Origin of the sequence: Halorubrum tebenquichense DSM 14210, assembly GCF_000337415.1 — an archaeon.
Classification (GTDB): domain Archaea; phylum Halobacteriota; class Halobacteria; order Halobacteriales; family Haloferacaceae; genus Halorubrum; species Halorubrum tebenquichense.
On record NZ_AOJD01000036.1, the window covers coordinates 1 to 17,729 of the forward strand.

Sequence of the window (17,729 nt, forward strand, 5' to 3'; positions counted from 1 at the left end):
CTCACGCCGGAGCTGCTCGCCAGCGGCGAGTGGCGCGACGCCGAGTTCGCCGAGTACAACGTCGAGGCCGAGGCGGAGACGGCCCGCGGCGGCCGCAAACACGTCCTCCGCCGGACCGCCGACCGCGTGAAGGACGTCCTCGTCGGTATGGGGTTTCAAGAGATGGAGGGTCCCCACGCAGACGCCGACTTCTGGATCAACGACTGCCTGTTCATGCCGCAGGACCACCCGGCCCGGACCCACTGGGACCGGTTCGCGCTCGACGTGGACCCGATGGAGTCGATTCCGGACGAGCTGATCGACCGGGTCGAGTCGGCCCATCGCGACGGCTGGGGCGAGGACGGCGACGGCTACCACTCGCCGTGGTCCGAGGACTTCGCCCGCGAGGTCGCCCTCCGCGGCCACACCACGTCGCTGTCGATGCGCTACCTCTCCGGGATCGCCGGGGCCGAGTTGGAGCCGCCCCAGCGCTACTTCTCCGTCGAGAAGGTGTACCGCAACGACACGCTCGACCCGACGCACTTACTGGAGTTCTTCCAGATCGAGGGGTGGGTGATGGCCGAGGACCTCTCCGTGCGCGACCTGATGGGCACGTTCGAGGAGTTCTACCGGCAGTTCGGAATCACGGACATCAAGTTCAAGCCGCACTACAACCCCTACACCGAGCCGTCCTTCGAGCTGTTCGGCGAACACCCGGAGACCGGCGAGGAGATCGAGATCGGTAACTCCGGCGTCTTCCGCGAGGAGGTCACCGGGCCGCTCGGCGTCGAGTGCGACGTGATGGCGTGGGGGCTCGCCTTAGAGCGGCTCGCGATGCTGACGACGGGCGCGGAGGACATCCGCGACCTCCACGGGACCTTGGCCGACATCGACTTCCTCCGGAACGCGGAGGTGAGCTACTGATGCCCGTCGTCGACGTCGACCCCGACGAACTCCGCGCACTCACCGGTCACGAGGACAAAGACGACGAGGAGCTCAAAGACGACCTGTTCGGCCTCGGCTTGGAGTTCGAGGGCGAGACCGAGACGGGGCAGTTCCAGTTCGAGTTCGCGCCCGACCGGCTCGACCGGCTCTCCGTCGAGGGCGTGGCGCGCTCGCTGCGGTACCACTACGGCGACGCCCGCGGCGTTTACGTCCCGAACACGAACGATCCGGAGTGGACCATCGAGGTCGACGAGTCGGTCCCCGACGAACGCCCGTACGTCACCGGGGCCGTGGTGCGCGGGCTCGACCTCGACGAGGCGGCGCTGGAGTCGCTGATCCAGCTCCAAGAGAAGCTCCACGCGACGATGGGGCGCGGCCGCGCGAAGGGCGCGATCGGCATCCACGACCTCGCGATGGTGAAGGGCGCGCCGCTTCAGGAGGGCGCGGAGCCGTCGGTCACCTACCGCGGCGTCGACCCCGACGGCGACGCGTTCGTCCCGCTCGACGCCAACGACGAACTGACTCCGGCCGAGGTCCTGACGGAACACGCTACCGGCGAGACGTACGCCGACCTCGTCGCGGATCTCGACCGCTACCCGGCGATCTACGACGAGCTCGGCCTCTTCTCGTTCCCGCCCGTCATCAACGGGAAGCGGACCGAGGTGACGACCGGGTCGCGGGAGCTGTTCGTCGAACTCACCGGCACCGATCAGTGGACGATAGACCGGATGTGTAACATCATCTGCTACGCGCTGTCGGCCCGGGGAGCGACGATCGAGGAGGTCGAGGTGAACTACGCCGACGGCGCGACACACCCGGACGAGTACGGCTCCGAGCTGATTCGCCCGGACCTCGACAGCGACGAGAAGCGCGTGAGCCACGACCGGATCGAGACGCTGCTCGGCGTCGACTTCGAACCGGAGGAGGTCGTCGACTGCTTCGAGCGCTCCGGGCTGGACGCCTCCTACACGCTCGGCGAGGACGTGACGTACGAGGTCGAAATTCCGCCGTACCGCGTCGACGTGCTCCACCCGCTCGACCTGGTCGACGACGTGGGGCGCGCGTACGGCTTCGACAACCTGGAGCCGCGCTACCCCGACGTGGGCACCGTCGGCGGTCGTCACGAGCGCTCGCGGCTGGAGGACGCGGTCCGGACCGGCCTCGTCGGGCTGGGGTTCGAGGACCTGCTGAACTTCCACATGACGAGCGGGACCGAGAACTACGACCGGATGCGGGTCGAGCCGGGCACCGGCGGCGCGGCGGTCGACGGCTCCGGCGTCTTCGGCGGCGGCGACCCGGTCGAGATCACGGAGCCGTACAGCGAGGAGTACACCCAGCTCCGCACCTGGGCGCTTCCCTCGCTCGTGATGCTGTTAGAGCGGAACACGCACAACGCCTACCCGCAGGACGTCGCCGAGGTCGGCTTCGTCGCCGAGCGCGACGAGGAGGCGGACACGAACGTCGCCGAGTCCCGGCACGTCGCCGGCGCGGTCGCCCGCCGCGACGCCTCCTACGAGGCCGCGAAGGGGCGGCTCCAGGCGCTCTGTGACGACTTCGACGCCGATCTGGAGACGCCGCGGACCGAACACCCCTCGTTCATCGAGGGGCGCGCCGCCGACGTGGTGATCGGCGGCGAGCGCGTCGGCGTGATCGGCGAACTCCACCCGGCGGTACTGGTCGAACACGACCTCGAAGTGCCGGTCGCGGCCTTCGAGTTCGCCCTCGACGCGCTGCGGTAGACCGCGAACGCGGTCGGGCGTCTCACCCGGAACTTCCGATCCGTCGTTTCTGTAACGGATTATCACAGATGCGGTCGGGAGCAGAAGACCTATAACCGTCTTGGCGCAGTGGCCGGGCATGAACTGTGACAAGTGCGGCGTCGACGCCTCACTGGCGTACCGGGACGTCGACGGCTTCGCGTACTACCTGTGTGAGACCTGTATCAGCGGGTGGGACGCGGTGCGGTCTCCGTCGCCGGACTCAAGCGACGACGCGCGCTCAACGGCGCGGTAGTCGGTCGCGCGCGGTGGCCCGACCTCAGGGGTCCGATCCCTCGGACTGATCCGCTGCCTCGATACCCTCGGGTCCGGCGTCCGGTTCGCCAATATATTTCCGGGCGTAGTCCGAACGAAAATTCATGACCGATAACAATCGGTGGTACTCGCGCCGCCGGACGCTGAAGGCGATCGGCACGGGCGGTTTGGCCGTCTCGCTCGCCGGGTGTAACGGCACCGACGACGGATCGGCGGACGGAGGCGAAGAGGGGACCGACGGCGACGGCGGGGAGCCGAGCGGGGACGACTCGGCGTCGGCAGCGAGCGGGACGGTGACGATCGTCCACGACACGCACCTCCAGGGCCGGTACGGGAGCCTCGACGAGCCGGCGAACGTCGCCAGCTACGTCGGGCTGATGGACCGGCTCGGCGAGGAGTACCCCGACGCGCTGCGGGTGGGCGTGGGTGACGACCTCGCGTCGTCGGTGCTGTCGTCGGTGTTCGACGGCGAGCACATCGTCGACGCGCTCAACGCCGCCGGGCTGGACTACGACGGCTTCGGCAACCACGACTTCGACATGGGGCCGGACACCTTCCGCGACCAAGTCGCGAGAAGCGAGTTCCCGTGGCTCTGCGCCAACTGTCTCGACGACCGGACCGGCGAGGTGTTCGCCGGCGAGGAGGGGGCGATGCGGTACGCGCTCACCGAGGTCGACGGCGTCACCGTCGGACTCACCGGGATCCTCACCGAGGAGGCACCGAACGTCGCGTCGATGGGCGAGCACGCCGAGGTGACTGACCCGGCAGGGGCGCTTCGGGAGGTCGTCCCGCGGATGCGCGAGGAAGGGGCGGCCGCGGTCGTCGTCCTCTCGGACGTCGCCAGCCCGGTCGTCGAGTCGGAGGTGGCACCGGCCGTCGACGGCGTCGACGCGTACGTCGGCGACCACGCCGCCCGCACGTACGAGACGCCGAACGTCGTTAACGGAAGTCTCGTCTCCGCGATCGGCGACGAGTTCGAACACCTCGCCGAACTCCACCTCGAAGTCGAGGACGGCGAGGTGACGGGCCACGAGTTCACCCGTCACGCCACGGCCGAGGCGGTCGGCCGGGGGCTCGAACCGAACGACGAGGTCGTCGGACTCGTCGAGGAGTACCGGAGCCGGCTCGACGACGCGGTCGGCGAGGAGATCGGTCGCACGGAGACGACGCTCGACTGCCGGGAGGCGGTCGTCCGCCGCGAGGAGTCGAACATGGGGAACTTCATCGCCGACGCGATGCGCGACGACACCGGCGCGGACGTCGCGGTCCAGAACGGCGGGAGCATCCGGACGGACACCCGCTACGAGCCCGGAGCGCTCACCCGCCGCGACGTCGTGAACGTCCTCCCCTTCGGCAACGAGGTGACCGTCCTCGAGGTGTCCGGCGAGACGCTGCGGGCCGTCCTCGAAAACGGCGTCAGCGAGGTCGAACGCCTCTCGGGACGGTTCCCGCAGGTCTCCGGGATCCGGTACGCCTACGACCCCACAAACGACCGGGGCGAGCGGATCGTCGACGCCACGCTCGATGGCGAGCCGATAGCCACCGAGGAGACGTACACGATGGCGACGAACGACTTCATCGCCGACGGAGGTGACGAGTACGAGATGCTGACCGACGTCCCGCGGGCCCTGACGCCCGGAAACGGACCGGTGCTGTCGAGCCTGATCGCCCGGCGGATCGAGGCGAACTCCCCGGTCGCGCCCGAGGTGACGGGCCGGGTCACCGTTCGGAACCCGCCGTGGGAGCCGCTGGTCGGCGCGTCGAGCGCGCTCGTCGGACGACTGTAACGCGGGGAAACTGGCCGAATCTCCCTCCCGTACGTCCGGGCGCGGCTCAGCAGTCGACGGGACCGCCCTCGGCGGCGCTCTCCGCGATCGCATCGAGGATCCGCATGTTCGCGACGGCCTCGGTCCCGTCGGTGAGCGGCGCGGTCCCGTCGGCGACGCGGTCGGCGAAGTGCTCGACCTGAAGCCGGTACTGGTCGACCGCGGGGAACGTCTCGACGCCGCGGCGGCCGTCGATCTCGTAGGTCAGTTCCACCGCCTCGTCGGTCGGGGCGTCGAAGGCCCGCTCGACTTCGATCCAGCCGTTCGTCGCGTCGATCCGGTACCGCTGGACGAGCTGCGTGTCGAAGCCGCAGGCGACCCGCGCCGACCGACCGTCGTCGTACGCCAGCACGCCCGCGAGTTCGGTGTCGACGCCGGCGTCCCGCGTGTCGCCGGCGTGGGCGTACGCCCGGTCGGGCTCGCCGAGCACGGTCCGGGCCAGCGAGACGGGGTAGCAGCCCACGTCCATCAGCGACCCGCCCGCGAGGGCGGGGTCCAGTCGCACGTCGTCCGGGCGGTCGTACAGTGGGAACCGGAACGTCGCGGTCACCGTCCGGACGTCGTCGAGGTCGGTCGCCGCGAGGTCGACGGCGCGCTCGGTGCGGGGGTGATACCGGTACATGAACGCCTCCATCAGGGTGACCCCGCGCTCGTCGCAGTGGTCCGCCACCGACCGCGCCTCGTCGGCGTCGGCGGCCAGCGGCTTCTCGCAGAGGACGTCCAGCCCGGCGTCCGCGGCGCGTTTCGTCCACTCCGCGTGGCGTCCGTTCGGGAGCGGGACGTACACCGCGTCGAGGGCGTCGTCTTCGAGGAGGGCCTCGTAGGAGCCGTAGCTTCGGGGGATCGCGTTCTCGGCCGCGAACCGCTCCGCGCGGTCGGCGTCCCGCGACGCCACCGCGCCGACGGAGTGGTCGCTCGCGGCGATCGCCGGGATCACCGCCTTGCGGGCGATCCCCGCGGTGCCGAGGACGCCGAATTCGAGTCGGGCCGCCGCAGCCGTCTGAGTGCTCATGGACCGGGCGACGCGCCCCCCTGTCAAGTGGTTTGCGCCCGGCGGCCGCGTCGCCGGGCGGCGCTCGGACACCGGGAATTATGGTTCGGTCGGTCGATCCGACGGCATGGCACTCGCAGCGCCCGACCTCTCGGGCTCGACGGCGTTCATCACGGGGACGACTCGCGGCATCGGAAAGCAGATCGCGCTCGCGCTCGCCGACCGCGGCTGCGACGTCGTCTCGACCGGGAAGACGACCGACGACGACGACGCCGAACTGGAGGGGTCGATCGAGCAGACGGCCCGCGAGGTGCGCGAGCGCGGGGCCGAGGCGCTCGCGCTCGAACTGAACCTCCGCGACGAGGACCGGGTCGAGGCCGTCGTCGAGGAGGCGATCGACCACTTCGGGGAGATCGACATCGTGATCAACAACGCGAGCGCGATCCAGCTGGCGAACGTCGCCGACCTGCCGGCCGACCGGTTCGACCTGCTGACCGACGTGAACGTCCGCGGCAGCCACCTCGTCGCGCACGCGTTCGCGGACCACCTCGCGGAGCAGGACGGGGCGTGGCTCCTGTCGAACTCGCCGCCGGTCGTGACCGACCGCTCGCCGGGGAAAGCGCCGTACGCGTGGTCGAAACTCGGGATGTCGTTCATCGCGCTCTCGCTCGCCGAGGAGCTGAGCGCCGACGACGTGGGCTGTAACACGTTCTGGCCCGTAACGACGATCGACACCCGCGCGACCCGCTACTTCGGGCTCGGGACCGAGGACGACTGGCGCAGCCCGGAGATCGTCTCCGACGCGGTGCTGGAGATCCTCGCGCGCGACCCCGCCGAGTGTACGGGCAACAGCTTCTACGACGAGGAGCTGCTCCGCGAGGCGGGCGTGGACGACTTCTCCGAGTACAACCTCACCGACGGCGACCCGGCACCGATGTCCGCGCGTATGTTCGACACGGAGTTCGAGCGCGAGGAGTGACGGCGTCCGCCGGCCGGACCGACCGCGTCGGACCCGCCGGCCGGACCGACCCCAGCGCCGCCGGCCGTGGCGGCGTGGGCGCGTTGAAGTGATCGGGGCCCGAACCGAATCCCCGTGACGGACCATTCGGCTCCCGACGGCGGAACGGAGGCACCGACCGTCTCGTGTTCCCGCTGTGGTCGCGAGTGGGACCTCGACCGCGAAGTCAGCGAGGTACCGCCGGGCGGCCACGCGATAGAGCAGTTCGCGCTCGACCACGAGCGCCACACCGGCCACTACCCGGACGACGTGCGTCCGTGGACCGTCCGGTGTCGGCGCTGCCCCGACGGCGAGCGGTTCCTCGCGGAGGGGCCCGCGCGGCGCTGGGCGGAGACGCACGCGCGACACACGCGCCACACCGTCGACGTGGAAGCGCCGACCGGTGACGACGTCGTCGTCACCGCGGACGACGAGTGACCGCGGGAGGCCCTCCGAATCCCGGTCGAACACGAGACGAGTCGGGAGCGCGGGGTGACGGGCGTCGGTCCGATTTTTCGCGTTGATATCCGCGCCAGCAGGTTCATAAGGGAAATCGGCCTCCCACCGAGCAGCCAGCAACCGATCTGAACGGGTGCGGAGTTGTCTTCGGCGTCGACGGTGCCGGCCGAGTGTCCCGCCCGTTCGTCGGTTGGCGCTGGGTTCAAACTATGAAACCAAGCAATCAGTCGAACGCGGACGACAGGGCAGTGAGTCCCGTTATCGGCGTCATCCTCATGGTCGCTATCACGGTGATTCTGGCGGCCGTCATCGGGACGTTCGTGCTCGGGCTCGGCGACCAGTTGGGCGACACCGCGCCGCAGGCGAGTTTTTCAGTAGATAACGTGGAGCTAAACGAGAGTGCGCCCAGTGATGTGAACGTCAGTATCACGAAAACCGGCGGTCAGGACTTGGATCCGAGTCAGATCACGGTTTCCATCGACGGCACGAGAAGCGGAACCGTCGCGGACGGGTCCGGGCTGACAGACACCTGGCAGAGCGGGACCACAGCAGACATCGGACCGATCGGAAGCGGGTACGGCAGCGACGACACGGTGGAAGTCAGGCTCATCCACGACCCAAGCGGGAACGCGATATTCGAGGACACGGCAACGGTCAGCTAAGTCCGGAATTAGCGTTTCAACTGCTTTCGCTCCGGACGTTTGAACGCGAGTCGGTAGCGCTTCCGGTTCAGCTACCACGATGCGCACGATCGGGATCCGTAGAAAGGATCGGGCCGTGGAGTCCGTGGATATGAAGATGTACCAACTATTTCGGCCCTGTTACCAATTTTCTCCGTTGATACTCGTGCCATTAAGTACATAAGGAAGTCCGACCTATACCGGAGTAACCAGCAACCGATCCGAACGAACCCGGAGTCGTCTGGAGTCTCGTTCGGCGGTGGCCGCTGGGTTCAAACTATGAAACCAAGCAATCAATCCAACGCAGAAGACAGGGCAGTAAGTCCCGTCATCGGCGTTATCCTCATGGTCGCGATCACCGTCATCCTGGCGGCCGTTATCGGGACGTTCGTTCTCGGACTCGGCGATCAGTTAGGTGACACCGCGCCGCAGGCGACTTTCACAGTCGATAGTGTCAGCGATGGTAGTGTGAATGTTACTAAAACTGGTGGTCAGTCCATCGACGGGTCCGATCTCCAGTTGTCACTTGATGGTGACAGAGTGGGCAACTTTAGTGGGGATTCTGAACCATGGCAGAGTGGTGAACAAAGAGCTGTAAGTATAAGTAGCTCTGAATATAGCAATGAAGTAACACTTCGGATCATCCACGATCCGAGCGGAAATGCCATCTTCGAAGATACGGTAGAGTTCTAAATTCTACCAGCTCCGGTCTGTATTTTCTTTTTCCGTCAGTTAGTCACTACCATCGGCTTTCAGCCCGTTTTCTGTACTGTAATCTAAACATACTAGTATTGAAATACTGAATTGTCTCTAGATCTAACTTATTACGGGCTTTCCAAAATGTTTCTCAGGCTGAATTAGATTGGCAAGCACAGCATTGATAATGATCGGCATAGGTAGGTCGTCAACGGGAGCCTCGTCACAATCTCACTCATCTTTTCGAGGTGGCGTTCGCGTTCATCGATGAGCTTGAGTCTGGTTTGACAGCTCATTTATACACGTTGTATGTGCGAAGACCTCGATCCTTTCATTCGTTGAATGAGGTCATTAGTTCGACCAACTGTAACCCAAACGAGGATCGCCATGGGCTACGACCCGGCTATCGTCGGTCGGTACGGGAAGCTCGTCGAGCTATGGGCGACCGACCACTATCTGCTGACGCTCGACTATCCGGTCGTGGATGGACTGAAGTTCGACGCGACGGACCGCGACGGCCGGCCGTGGGACGTGAAGGGGTCGATGGTCAACGGCGTCCGGCCGACGTTCAAGTTCTGGGAGGACCAGCACGAGACGCTCGCAGACGCTGACGGTGGGTATGTGCTTGTGTGGTATCGAGCAGAGCGCAGAGAGATTACAGTAGTGTCGTCGCGCACACTCCGCGCCCGAGACGTTGAAATAGACAACTGGACTGATCCCGGCAAGACGCACTATCGGAGTCATAGCCGCGAGGCACAAATCTCCGCAGATCGTATTCGCGAATAAAATGGTGATCTTAGCGATTGAATGGCCTGTAAGGCTCAAATATCGAGTGAGTTCGGGGTGATCGTGTCACAAAAGACATTTTCGCCATTCTCTATCCACTGGTATAATTCTAAGTCAGTAAGGAATTGTACGCCTTTTTTTGTGATATATGATGGGACAAAATTGGAAACAACCAACATCTCATGATCTGCTTCTATCCATTCGTGGGGGACCTGAATCTGTTCACGGTCGTCATCATTTTCAGAGATTTGATGTGATACTGTCTCACCGGGTTCCAAGTCACGATAATTTTGGACTTTCTCAGGGAATGGCTTTCCAGTTGTGTCGTCTGCCTCTTTGAAGATTTTCCTGTCAAATTTGGAATTCACACTCTGAATACCCACCTGAGATTGCATGTTCAGTGTTGGGAGTACAAACTTAACCTCAACAAAGTACACTGTATCTTCATATTCGAAGATAGCATCTATCTCGTGTCCATTTTGTTTTGATGTTTTACAGCTATGATACGCATTTTTTGTCTTTGGTGTATCTCGGAGATATTCGAACACATGTCGCTCAAATTCTTTCCCACGTTTCGCTGTGAGGTCTTCGAGTACAGCTGTACTCTTCCTTTGCTGTCCATTGTTTAGGAATGGGAATAGCTGAAATTTCAAAAGTTGTGAGAATAGGTCTGGGTAGATAACGTGGTTAATGACGATGTCATCTGGATCTTTCTCACCGTATAAGTCAATTGAGCGAGTCCCAGCCCATTCAAAAAATAGAGGGTGTGCGTCTGGGTTTGCTGAACTCATCAATATTAGCGACCTCACTTTTTCCCAATCGCCACCGAAGACATCCTCTCCAAACTCTTCGAACACATGTCTCGGAATTGCATTCGAGTGAAATTCATTATCAGAACGCGAGGCGACAGCGTTAGATACAAAATTATTCACTTTATCGAACAGACTTTCTAAATCGAAGATCGAGACAGAATCAGGAAAGTCCGTTGTGAATATCTCACCAATATTTTGGTCGAGTGCGGAAGCAAATCCAATTTCAACTATAAATCCATACCATGAGTCTGCCCATTCTTCGACAGAGTCATATTCGTCATACTCAGGTCGATCAAAATTCCGGAAGATGATCTCTTTCAGCATGAAATCCTCTCGTAATTCATCTCTTGCGCCGGCATTCGCTCTCGTACATCGTTCCGCGCAAAGCCAATACTCAGAGTGTAAGAACAGATTGTCTGAGTAGAAATCCTCCCATGTTGACGAATCAGGCAGCAATTTAATTGGAATTGTGAAATCTTCCTCAGTCTGTTTTAGAACCGCTATAAGCGTTGTTCCAGCATCTAAGAGGGTGTTGACGTTTTTTCTAAAATCTTGTTGAGAAGCGTCAGTGCCTGATTCCAAAGTGTGCTCAAATTTATTGCTATTCTCATATATCGTTTTGATGATGGGTGTCGCATGAAAGAACTCGCCAAACGGCATGCGGTTCTTGCTTACGAGTCCACCTGCGCCCTGATTCAGCCTATTCGTCAGCTCAGCGATGACCCGAAGAGAGCCATGTTCTTGGATTAGTCGCGCTAAAGTCTGATTGTTCAGATTCTCTTTTCGAATTTTGGACGCAACTTCTTTTATGAAATCGCGATCGGCAACAGGAAGGTCAAGACAGTTCGGACAATATAGGGAATGCTTCTCCTCATGATAGGCTAATGTCCTATTACACTGAACGCATGGCATCTATTTTGTGTCTATGTGTGTCACCAATTAGTTGTATTGGGAGCCTCCGAGGATTTTACAACTGGGTTGATCGTGCGGAGGCGGTGGGGTACCTTAGCTTGTGTGGCCTTCGCCACACCTCTAACTGCCAACCGACCCCCCGTTGTCGGTTCGGCGTCGGCCACCAGCTCGTCGAACCGAGATCCGTGCTTGTGTTGCGGTCGAGATCGTCCCGGTCCTGTCGGTCGAGACGGTCGATCGCATCGAATACGGCCGCAAAAAGAGGGTCGGGGTAGTGTTGCCACTCACGAGGGGCCGCGCTACCGGAGCGTCTGCCCCTTCCCCCACGCACTCCGCACCGGCCGGATCTTCGGTCCCGACGCGTCCCGGTAGTGCGACACCGCCTCTTTCAGTCGCTCCGGATCCCGGCCCGCACCGACCCAGTACCGCTTGAGCCGCGTCACCAGCTCCGACCATGACTCCCCCGCAAGGTTCCCCATCCGAACCCGGAGGTGCGCCTCGCGCTCGTCGATGTGGATCCCGTTCGCTTGGCAGAACGCTATCAGTTCGTCCGTCCGCTCGTCGAGGGCCGCACGCTCCGCGTTCTGGACCGCGTTCGCCGCGGCCCCCATCGCGTTCCGCACGCCCTCACGCGCCGCCTCCAGCGCCTCCACGACCTGCTCGGCGACGTAGTGCGACCGCAACGCCACCGACCCCTGCTCGCGCACGACCATCTCCTCGATCCTTCGGAGGCCACGTCGGACACTATCCGGGTGCCAGTCGTGATCCTCGGCGATCTCCGCCGGCGAGACGTCCCCGCCGTCCGCGACGAGCGTCTTCAACGAGTCCCACTCGACCGGCGAGAGACCGTCCGCGAGCTGGCGCACGACCACGTTCCGCTGGTCGCTCTCGACGCGCTCCAAGTTCAGCGGGAGGACCCGCGACCGGTCGACCGTCTGGGCCTCAAAGTACGCGTCCTCGACGTACGTCCGGCCGTTCCCCGGTCCGTCGTCGTCGAGCGGTTGCGTCGGCAGGCCCGCCTCGTTGATCGTCGCGAGGATCGCCTCTTCGAGTTCGTCCGCGATCTCGTCGTGGTCCGCCGGCCGGAGCGTCTCGTCCCACCGGCTCCCCTGATACGACGCTTCGACCTTCGGATGTGCGAGCGGGTGGTCGTCGGGAAGCGATTCGGCGTTGCGGGCGTAGTAGTGCTTCAACTCCTTCGGGATCCGGTGGTCGGGGAAGCACTCGCGGATTCGCTTCGGTCCGAGCGTCACCGTGTGGTAGTAGCCCGTCCGCTCCGTGTCGTCTTGAACGAGCTTCCGGTACCCCGACCGGTCGCTTTCGAGCAGGTGGCCCATCCGCGCGAGCGGCCCCTCGCGGGCGTGAACCGGCCCAGAGACGTCGCGGTCGATCCGGACGTACCGCGCCGCATCGATCACGACGCTGTACTCGTCGTTGCGGTCGTCGAAGTACATCGGATCAAGCGTCACCGCGCCCGCCGCGCGCTGGATGACCGTCTCGATCGTGTCGAACTCGACATTCGACGCGTTCACCCGCACGTCGACCGCGTCGCCCAGGTCCCACAGCGGCCGCGCGACCGCGTTCCCGTCGGTGGACTCCAAGCCGCGCCACCGCGGGCGGATGTGCGCTTTCACCTTCCGCTGGCCGATCTCGTCGTCGACTACAGCGTTCAGCCGGAACTCTCGGAGCGTGTCGAAGTCGACTCGTGTCCCGTCCGGCGTCTCTCCTCCGTCAGGCGGGGCGAGTCCCGACTCTTGGTACGACAGGGTGACGCGCCACTTCTCGCCGTCGAGTTGGAAACTTCCCCGCTTGCTCCCGGTCGCGTCGACGAGCCGCGCAGCGCCGAACCACGCCCCGAGTCCGCTGTAGATGTAGTTCGCCATGTACTCGTGCGGGGCCGTCGCGACCGCCTTCATCGCGATTCTCCCCGAACGAGGTAGCAGCTGGCGCACTCGACGCGTCCCCCGGGACGGGATCGGACCGATGGACGGTCTCGGCCACAGGTCTCACACTCGCGGGTCACGCGAACACCACCACGAGGTTCACCGCGGCGACCGCGGCACCGATCGTCGCGATCCCGAGGCCGACCCACTCGGGCGCGTCGACGGCGTCGGCGGCGATCGGCCACGCACCGCAACACAAGCCGACGACGGCGATCATCGCGACCGCGGCCGGAAGTTCACCGATCGCGAGCAGCTCACGAACGACCGGGTTCATCTCGGCGTCGACGCCCGCGACGCGGGCTGCGAGGATCGTCGTCGCGGCGTCGAGTACGCCGTGTGAGGTGAAGATCGCCGCCGTCTCTCCGGCGCGTGAACGGTCGGAACTCACACCGACCGCCCCCGTTCGGCGTCGCGCTGCCAGCGGAGCCGTGCGGCGTCACGGACGTGAACCTGCGGGCCGTCCGCCGGGTCGTACAGTCGGCTCGCGCGGACGAACGGTGTCATCCCGACAGCCCTCCGTCCCACGGCTCGCCACCGTTGCGAGCGGGGTTGTGTTGCGGGTCGGGCGTGTCCGCGTCCTTCCCGGCCGCGCTCCCCTCACAGATCCGGACCCACGAGTCGCACTCGGGACACCGGTGCGCCCGATCGTCATCGTCGCCGTGAACGCGACGGAAGTCGATCGGGACGTGAGCGCCGCACCCCTGACAGACCCCGGGGTCGTCGGCGTCGATCCGGAGTGCCATCATCCGAGGATCACCCCGGTCTTGGCGGACCCGATCACCCGACGTGAGAGGGCCGCGATCCGCGGCGTATTCAACCCGATTCGGGACGGGGTCTCGCGAGTCGGCTTATCCTCCGATTTCGTGAAGAAGGGCGTCGCTACAGCGCGTCCGCTGTTAGTCGTGAAACGGTTCGTGAGTAAGCGGGCGCGACGGGAAAGCGTAATACTGTGTGACGAAACCCAGACACGGTAGCGCTAGACCACAGTATCGGTCGTTCTACTGGTGATTACACACTCAGAAAAAGACGACCATGTACCCAGACCTCGAACCCATCGAACCCACGGAAGCAGTTGAAATGTACCTGGCCGAGAAGCGTTCGGAGCTCGCAGACGCAACACTTCGATCGCACCGCTCACGGCTTAGTCATTTCATCGAGTGGTGCGACGAACAAGATATCACGAACCTCAACACACTTACTGGGCGAGACCTCCATCGATATCGACTGTGGCGACGCGAGGATGGCAACCTCGCACTAACTAGCGAGAAGACTCAGATGGACACTATCCGTGTGTTCATCAGATGGGCGGAATCAGTGAACGCAGTCAAATCAGACCTTTCGGAGAAGGTTGTCTCACCGACATTGACCGGCGATGACAACGTCCGCGACGTGATGGTAGATGCAGAAGAAGCTGAGCAGATCCTAACACACCTCTGCACCTACGAGTATGCATCCGAGCGCCACGTTTGCTTTCGGCTCATGTGGCGAGCAGCGTTACGCCGAGGTGCTATCGTTTCACTCGATATTCAGGACTACGAACCGGAAGATCAGGCACTCGAAATTAATCACCGGCCTGAGTCTGGGACGCCAATTAAAAATAAGTTCCATGGAGAACGGTTCATTGGGCTGAGTGACGAGACGTGTGATATTTTAGATGCGTGGATAGCTGATCGGCGGCCAGAGAGGAAAGACGATGAAGGGCGTGAACCGCTACTGGCAACGCCACAGGGGCGGCCACACCCAACGACGATTCAGACGTATCTGTACTCAGTGACAAAGCCCTGCTTTTCGACCGGAGAGTGTCCTCACGGGCGTGAAATTGAAGATTGCGACGCAGCTGCTGATCGTACGAAAGCATCGAAGTGCCCGTCTTCAATGTCACCTCATGCGCTTCGGCGTGGTGCGATCACACACTGGCTGTCATCAGACATGCCAGAAACAGTGGTAAGTGACCGGGGAAATGTATCGCCGGAAATCCTCTCTAAGCACTACGATCGGCGATCTGAACGAAAGAAGATGGAGCAGCGGCGACAGTTCTTGGATAGTATTTAACGGCTTCAGACAGGTTCAAGTATTATTTATTCGGCTCTATGGCTTTGTTGAAGTCCTCAACAACTCTGTTGGCCGAATCGGTCAATACAGGGAACTCACATACCGATGTAAAGTGCTGACTTACCTACATCGTGTCAGAAACCGCGTACAAGATACAGAGGATTGGCTGCACACTGAGCGTGGGAACTACCCTAACGTTCAGAACATAGAACTAATAGTTAGCCCGTAGGACTCTAATCTATGATGGGTTACGACGCCCTCGGCCCGGAGCAAATCTTGATACTCCTACTTGGGATTAGCATGATCGTGGCTGGTGGGGCTGGTCTTTTCGGAGTCTTCTAACTGAGTCCACTATATCGGCCAATTCTCTTTACCCGCTATTTGCGCATATCGTTGTGTGAGACTTGAGCACAGTATCTTGCACAGTGCTCCGAATATTGTCTCAAACTGGTAGGACTCGCAGCGGTCAATACGAACTCTTCAGCGTCGGTTGTTTCAGTTCACTTTATATCTGAAGAATCAGATTCCAACGGGGCCGTTAGTAATTATCGGCCGTACCCAGACTGTTCCCCGTCCTCATGGACCGATTCACGGACCTCTTTTCGAAGTCGCATCTTCTCCTGATCGGAACGCTCATCGTAGTGTTCTTCTATGACCTCTGACCCCACGTCGCAGCGATCGCTCACGACAGGCATCGGAACGCCGGCATCCAATTCATGTGTAATGTATCCGCGTCGAACTGTGTGGGGCGAACTACTGCTGGGACATTTGTAGGCATCACTAGCTGTCTGCATCGCGTCGCATTGAGCCACTTCATTTTCTGTTTTACCGTGTGGACAGGACTGACCGGTCATACAGGGGCGCGTCCACTTGTAAACATACTTTCGTATCGTGGTTGTTGCTATTCGGCCGTGTTTGGAAGCGATCAGAGGCTCGCGCCCATTCGCATCTGTAACGTCAGGTCGTTGATCACTAAGATAATCTTCGAGCGTATTGGCTACGTGCTCAGGTAAATGTACGACGCGTTCCGAGGCTTCAGCATTCTTGAGTCGGGTACCGGATTCTACTCGGTGCTTAAGAGTCAGTTTGCCTCCCTCATGTGTAGACGTGTAATCAACCACATCTAATGATTGGAGAGCGCTGATTCTCAATCCGGCTGCAGCCAGCAGCAGCCAGACGACGTGTTCTATAGAGCCATACTCGTACTTGTTCAGATGCTGAAGAATCATCTCCGCTTGGTCCCCTGAGACGAGCTCGTCACGTGCATTATCTGCTGCTGAAACTGAGGGCACCTCAACTTTCCCAGGAATACCAGCTTGAACACCATCGAATTTGACGCATTTCTGCAAGAAGAGCCGGAGGGTCCGCATGTTTGTCTCTAAAGAGGATACTGAAAGGCCGTCTTTTCGCCAATTACGGAACTTCTGTAAGTCACGACCCGACAATTCATTCAGGTTAGTGATGCCATTTTCGTCACACCAATTCAGAAAGAACTGTAGGCGAGATTGGTGTGATCTTAGCGTCGCTGGTGTCAACTCGTCCTCACGCAGGTTCTTATACATTTTCAGTCCTTCTTCAGGTGAGAGAGGTTCTAAATTGCTCTGTGAGGCCTCTGCGAAGAGGGATATTAGCACGTCTAGATCAACGTCATCGTATCCGAAATCATCGCTAGCAGACATCATCGCACCCCCCGCCAGAATGATTGGCTACAGACGACTCTGGGAGTGTTACTACTTCTATTTGCGATACTGATCCGGTGCGATGAACTTCGAACTTTGCTGGTCAGCAGGTCGTTCTTCGCTTTCATGCATAATATAGGTTCACGCGTTGAGCCTCGTCTGTGTCTCCGGCTTGGCTGAGTGTCTGATACCGAAAAAGATGCGAAAAGGGGGTGTTAGTTTGTTTATTTATAAGTAGAGCTCTCAGGATCGGTTTGACTTCTCTTGTTCAGGTGGCTTTATTGAAATCCTCAGAAATTAATGTATCTAAGCCGGGTTCTGGTCCATACAGAGCAAGCAGTTGCCGATCCGGCTATTGATTTATTTGAACTATTTCAAAAGTTACCTGCCGAATATAGAGAATGTAGTTAGCATTCAGACATCGGTATGAACGAAGACCATTTGTGGCCACAGCGCAGTGCGTCCGGTATGTTTGAGAGTTACCAATTGTACAGGGAAAAAAGGAAACTAAGATTCCTTATTGCACTCCGAAAAACGTCATGGGTCTTCTATGGAGGGTTTCTCCTGTGGATGATATTTGAATTGAATACGGGACCCATCGTTTGGTTTCTTGCCTTTGTAGCGGTATTGATCGCAGAGGCAGGTTTGGTAGATTTTGACTTGGCAATTGAGATGGAAAAAGAAAAGCTGAAGCAAGAATATGGGGAGGATTTGAATTGGCTTTAGTGTGGGCAACGTGCGCTTTTCATGTTATATGATGCTCTGAACATCATCTGAAGCTGGCAGGACTTACACCAGTCATTTCGCACTCTTCAGCGGCCAGCCGTGTCAGTCAAGAGTATATCTGAAGAACGCTCTTGTGGCGGAGATTGTTGGTGAGTCATAGCGCAGTTTCGAGGATGGTTTTGAGTGCTTCTTTCCCCGGTTTTCGGAACACTT

At 60.9% G+C, this 17,729-nt stretch carries 17 protein-coding genes; 11 read left to right on the forward strand and 6 right to left on the reverse strand.

The window, feature by feature from the left end:
• The 4 genes from pheS to C472_RS06535 all read left to right on the forward strand — a co-directional run.
• Positions 1-903 (forward strand): phenylalanine--tRNA ligase subunit alpha (gene pheS, locus C472_RS06525; RefSeq protein ID WP_006629017.1); only part of this gene is annotated, 903 nt, incomplete at its 5' end.
• Entirely contained in the window at positions 903-2,663 is a 1,761-nt protein-coding gene (pheT, locus tag C472_RS06530) for a phenylalanine--tRNA ligase subunit beta (protein ID WP_006629018.1), read from the forward strand. The genes pheS and pheT, both read left to right, overlap by 1 nt.
• A gap of 118 nt (positions 2,664-2,781) precedes the next feature.
• A complete protein-coding gene (locus C472_RS17275) occupies positions 2,782-2,937 on the forward strand; it encodes a hypothetical protein (protein WP_161612619.1) in 156 nt (51 codons plus the stop codon).
• Between the two features lie 124 nt (positions 2,938-3,061).
• Entirely contained in the window at positions 3,062-4,744 is a 1,683-nt protein-coding gene (locus tag C472_RS06535) for a bifunctional metallophosphatase/5'-nucleotidase (RefSeq protein WP_006629019.1), read from the forward strand.
• A gap of 46 nt (positions 4,745-4,790) precedes the next feature.
• Here C472_RS06535 and C472_RS06540 read toward each other — a convergent pair whose 3' ends face one another.
• The gene (locus C472_RS06540; RefSeq protein ID WP_006629020.1) at positions 4,791-5,795 is read right to left on the reverse strand and encodes a Gfo/Idh/MocA family protein; all 1,005 of its coding nucleotides are present in this window, start codon (positions 5,793-5,795) and stop codon (positions 4,791-4,793) included.
• 106 nt (positions 5,796-5,901) lie between these two features.
• Between C472_RS06540 and C472_RS06545 the strand changes: the two genes are divergently transcribed.
• The 5 genes from C472_RS06545 to C472_RS06560 all read left to right on the forward strand — a co-directional run bounded on the left by C472_RS06545 (position 5,902) and on the right by C472_RS06560 (position 9,392).
• Positions 5,902-6,753 carry an SDR family oxidoreductase gene (locus C472_RS06545; protein ID WP_006629021.1) on the forward strand — a complete coding sequence of 284 codons (852 nt, stop codon included), beginning with the start codon at positions 5,902-5,904 and terminating at the stop codon, positions 6,751-6,753.
• Between the two features lie 114 nt (positions 6,754-6,867).
• Complete coding sequence (locus C472_RS06550) at positions 6,868-7,209, forward strand: hypothetical protein (protein WP_006629022.1); 342 nt, start codon at positions 6,868-6,870, stop codon at positions 7,207-7,209.
• Between the two features lie 230 nt (positions 7,210-7,439).
• Positions 7,440-7,892 carry a type IV pilin gene (locus tag C472_RS06555; protein ID WP_049906390.1) on the forward strand — a complete coding sequence of 151 codons (453 nt, stop codon included), beginning with the start codon at positions 7,440-7,442 and terminating at the stop codon, positions 7,890-7,892.
• A gap of 297 nt (positions 7,893-8,189) precedes the next feature.
• Positions 8,190-8,603, forward strand: a complete 414-nt coding sequence (locus C472_RS16260; RefSeq protein ID WP_006629024.1) for a type IV pilin — start codon at positions 8,190-8,192, stop codon at positions 8,601-8,603.
• A 390-nt stretch (positions 8,604-8,993) separates the two neighbouring features.
• Positions 8,994-9,392 (forward strand): hypothetical protein, encoded by a 399-nt coding sequence (locus C472_RS06560; RefSeq protein ID WP_006629025.1) that lies wholly within the window; start codon positions 8,994-8,996, stop codon positions 9,390-9,392.
• A gap of 35 nt (positions 9,393-9,427) precedes the next feature.
• Here the strand turns inward: C472_RS06560 and C472_RS16925 are convergent, their stop codons facing one another.
• The 4 genes from C472_RS16925 to C472_RS06575 all read right to left on the reverse strand — a co-directional run bounded on the left by C472_RS16925 (position 9,428) and on the right by C472_RS06575 (position 13,802).
• A complete protein-coding gene (locus C472_RS16925; RefSeq protein WP_152420606.1) occupies positions 9,428-11,116 on the reverse strand; it encodes a hypothetical protein in 1,689 nt (562 codons plus the stop codon).
• A gap of 299 nt (positions 11,117-11,415) precedes the next feature.
• Complete coding sequence (locus C472_RS06565) at positions 11,416-13,032, reverse strand: DUF7845 domain-containing protein (RefSeq protein ID WP_006629026.1); 1,617 nt, start codon at positions 13,030-13,032, stop codon at positions 11,416-11,418.
• 103 nt (positions 13,033-13,135) lie between these two features.
• Positions 13,136-13,447 carry a hypothetical protein gene (locus tag C472_RS06570; RefSeq protein WP_006629027.1) on the reverse strand — a complete coding sequence of 104 codons (312 nt, stop codon included), beginning with the start codon at positions 13,445-13,447 and terminating at the stop codon, positions 13,136-13,138.
• A 112-nt stretch (positions 13,448-13,559) separates the two neighbouring features.
• Complete coding sequence (locus C472_RS06575; RefSeq protein ID WP_006629028.1) at positions 13,560-13,802, reverse strand: DUF7563 family protein; 243 nt, start codon at positions 13,800-13,802, stop codon at positions 13,560-13,562.
• 289 nt (positions 13,803-14,091) lie between these two features.
• Here C472_RS06575 and C472_RS16265 point away from each other — a divergent pair, with 289 nt between their 5' ends.
• Complete coding sequence (locus C472_RS16265; RefSeq protein WP_006629029.1) at positions 14,092-15,111, forward strand: tyrosine-type recombinase/integrase; 1,020 nt, start codon at positions 14,092-14,094, stop codon at positions 15,109-15,111.
• A gap of 545 nt (positions 15,112-15,656) precedes the next feature.
• On the opposite strand, the gene C472_RS16270 is transcribed toward C472_RS16265, so the two are convergent.
• Complete coding sequence (locus C472_RS16270) at positions 15,657-16,790, reverse strand: tyrosine-type recombinase/integrase (RefSeq protein ID WP_161612621.1); 1,134 nt, start codon at positions 16,788-16,790, stop codon at positions 15,657-15,659.
• A 468-nt stretch (positions 16,791-17,258) separates the two neighbouring features.
• On the opposite strand from C472_RS16270, the gene C472_RS06580 reads away from it, so the two are divergent.
• Entirely contained in the window at positions 17,259-17,516 is a 258-nt protein-coding gene (locus tag C472_RS06580) for a hypothetical protein (RefSeq protein WP_049906389.1), read from the forward strand.
• Positions 17,517-17,729: the final 213 nt, after the last annotated feature.

Coding starts and splice junctions, on each gene's coding strand:
- C472_RS06545 (WP_006629021.1), top strand. CDS start 5,902: ATGGCACTCGCAGCGCCCGACCTCTCGGGCTCGACGGCGTTCATCACG.
- C472_RS06535 (WP_006629019.1), top strand. CDS start 3,062: ATGACCGATAACAATCGGTGGTACTCGCGCCGCCGGACGCTGAAGGCG.
- C472_RS06555 (WP_049906390.1), top strand. CDS start 7,440: ATGAAACCAAGCAATCAGTCGAACGCGGACGACAGGGCAGTGAGTCCC.
- C472_RS17275 (WP_161612619.1), top strand. CDS start 2,782: ATGAACTGTGACAAGTGCGGCGTCGACGCCTCACTGGCGTACCGGGAC.
- pheT (WP_006629018.1), top strand. CDS start 903: ATGCCCGTCGTCGACGTCGACCCCGACGAACTCCGCGCACTCACCGGT.
- C472_RS16925 (WP_152420606.1), bottom strand. CDS start 11,116: ATGCCATGCGTTCAGTGTAATAGGACATTAGCCTATCATGAGGAGAAG.
- C472_RS06565 (WP_006629026.1), bottom strand. CDS start 13,032: ATGAAGGCGGTCGCGACGGCCCCGCACGAGTACATGGCGAACTACATC.
- C472_RS06575 (WP_006629028.1), bottom strand. CDS start 13,802: ATGGCACTCCGGATCGACGCCGACGACCCCGGGGTCTGTCAGGGGTGC.
- C472_RS06580 (WP_049906389.1), top strand. CDS start 17,259: ATGTTTGAGAGTTACCAATTGTACAGGGAAAAAAGGAAACTAAGATTC.
- C472_RS06560 (WP_006629025.1), top strand. CDS start 8,994: ATGGGCTACGACCCGGCTATCGTCGGTCGGTACGGGAAGCTCGTCGAG.
- C472_RS16270 (WP_161612621.1), bottom strand. CDS start 16,790: ATGTCTGCTAGCGATGATTTCGGATACGATGACGTTGATCTAGACGTG.
- C472_RS16260 (WP_006629024.1), top strand. CDS start 8,190: ATGAAACCAAGCAATCAATCCAACGCAGAAGACAGGGCAGTAAGTCCC.
- C472_RS06540 (WP_006629020.1), bottom strand. CDS start 5,795: ATGAGCACTCAGACGGCTGCGGCGGCCCGACTCGAATTCGGCGTCCTC.
- C472_RS16265 (WP_006629029.1), top strand. CDS start 14,092: ATGTACCCAGACCTCGAACCCATCGAACCCACGGAAGCAGTTGAAATG.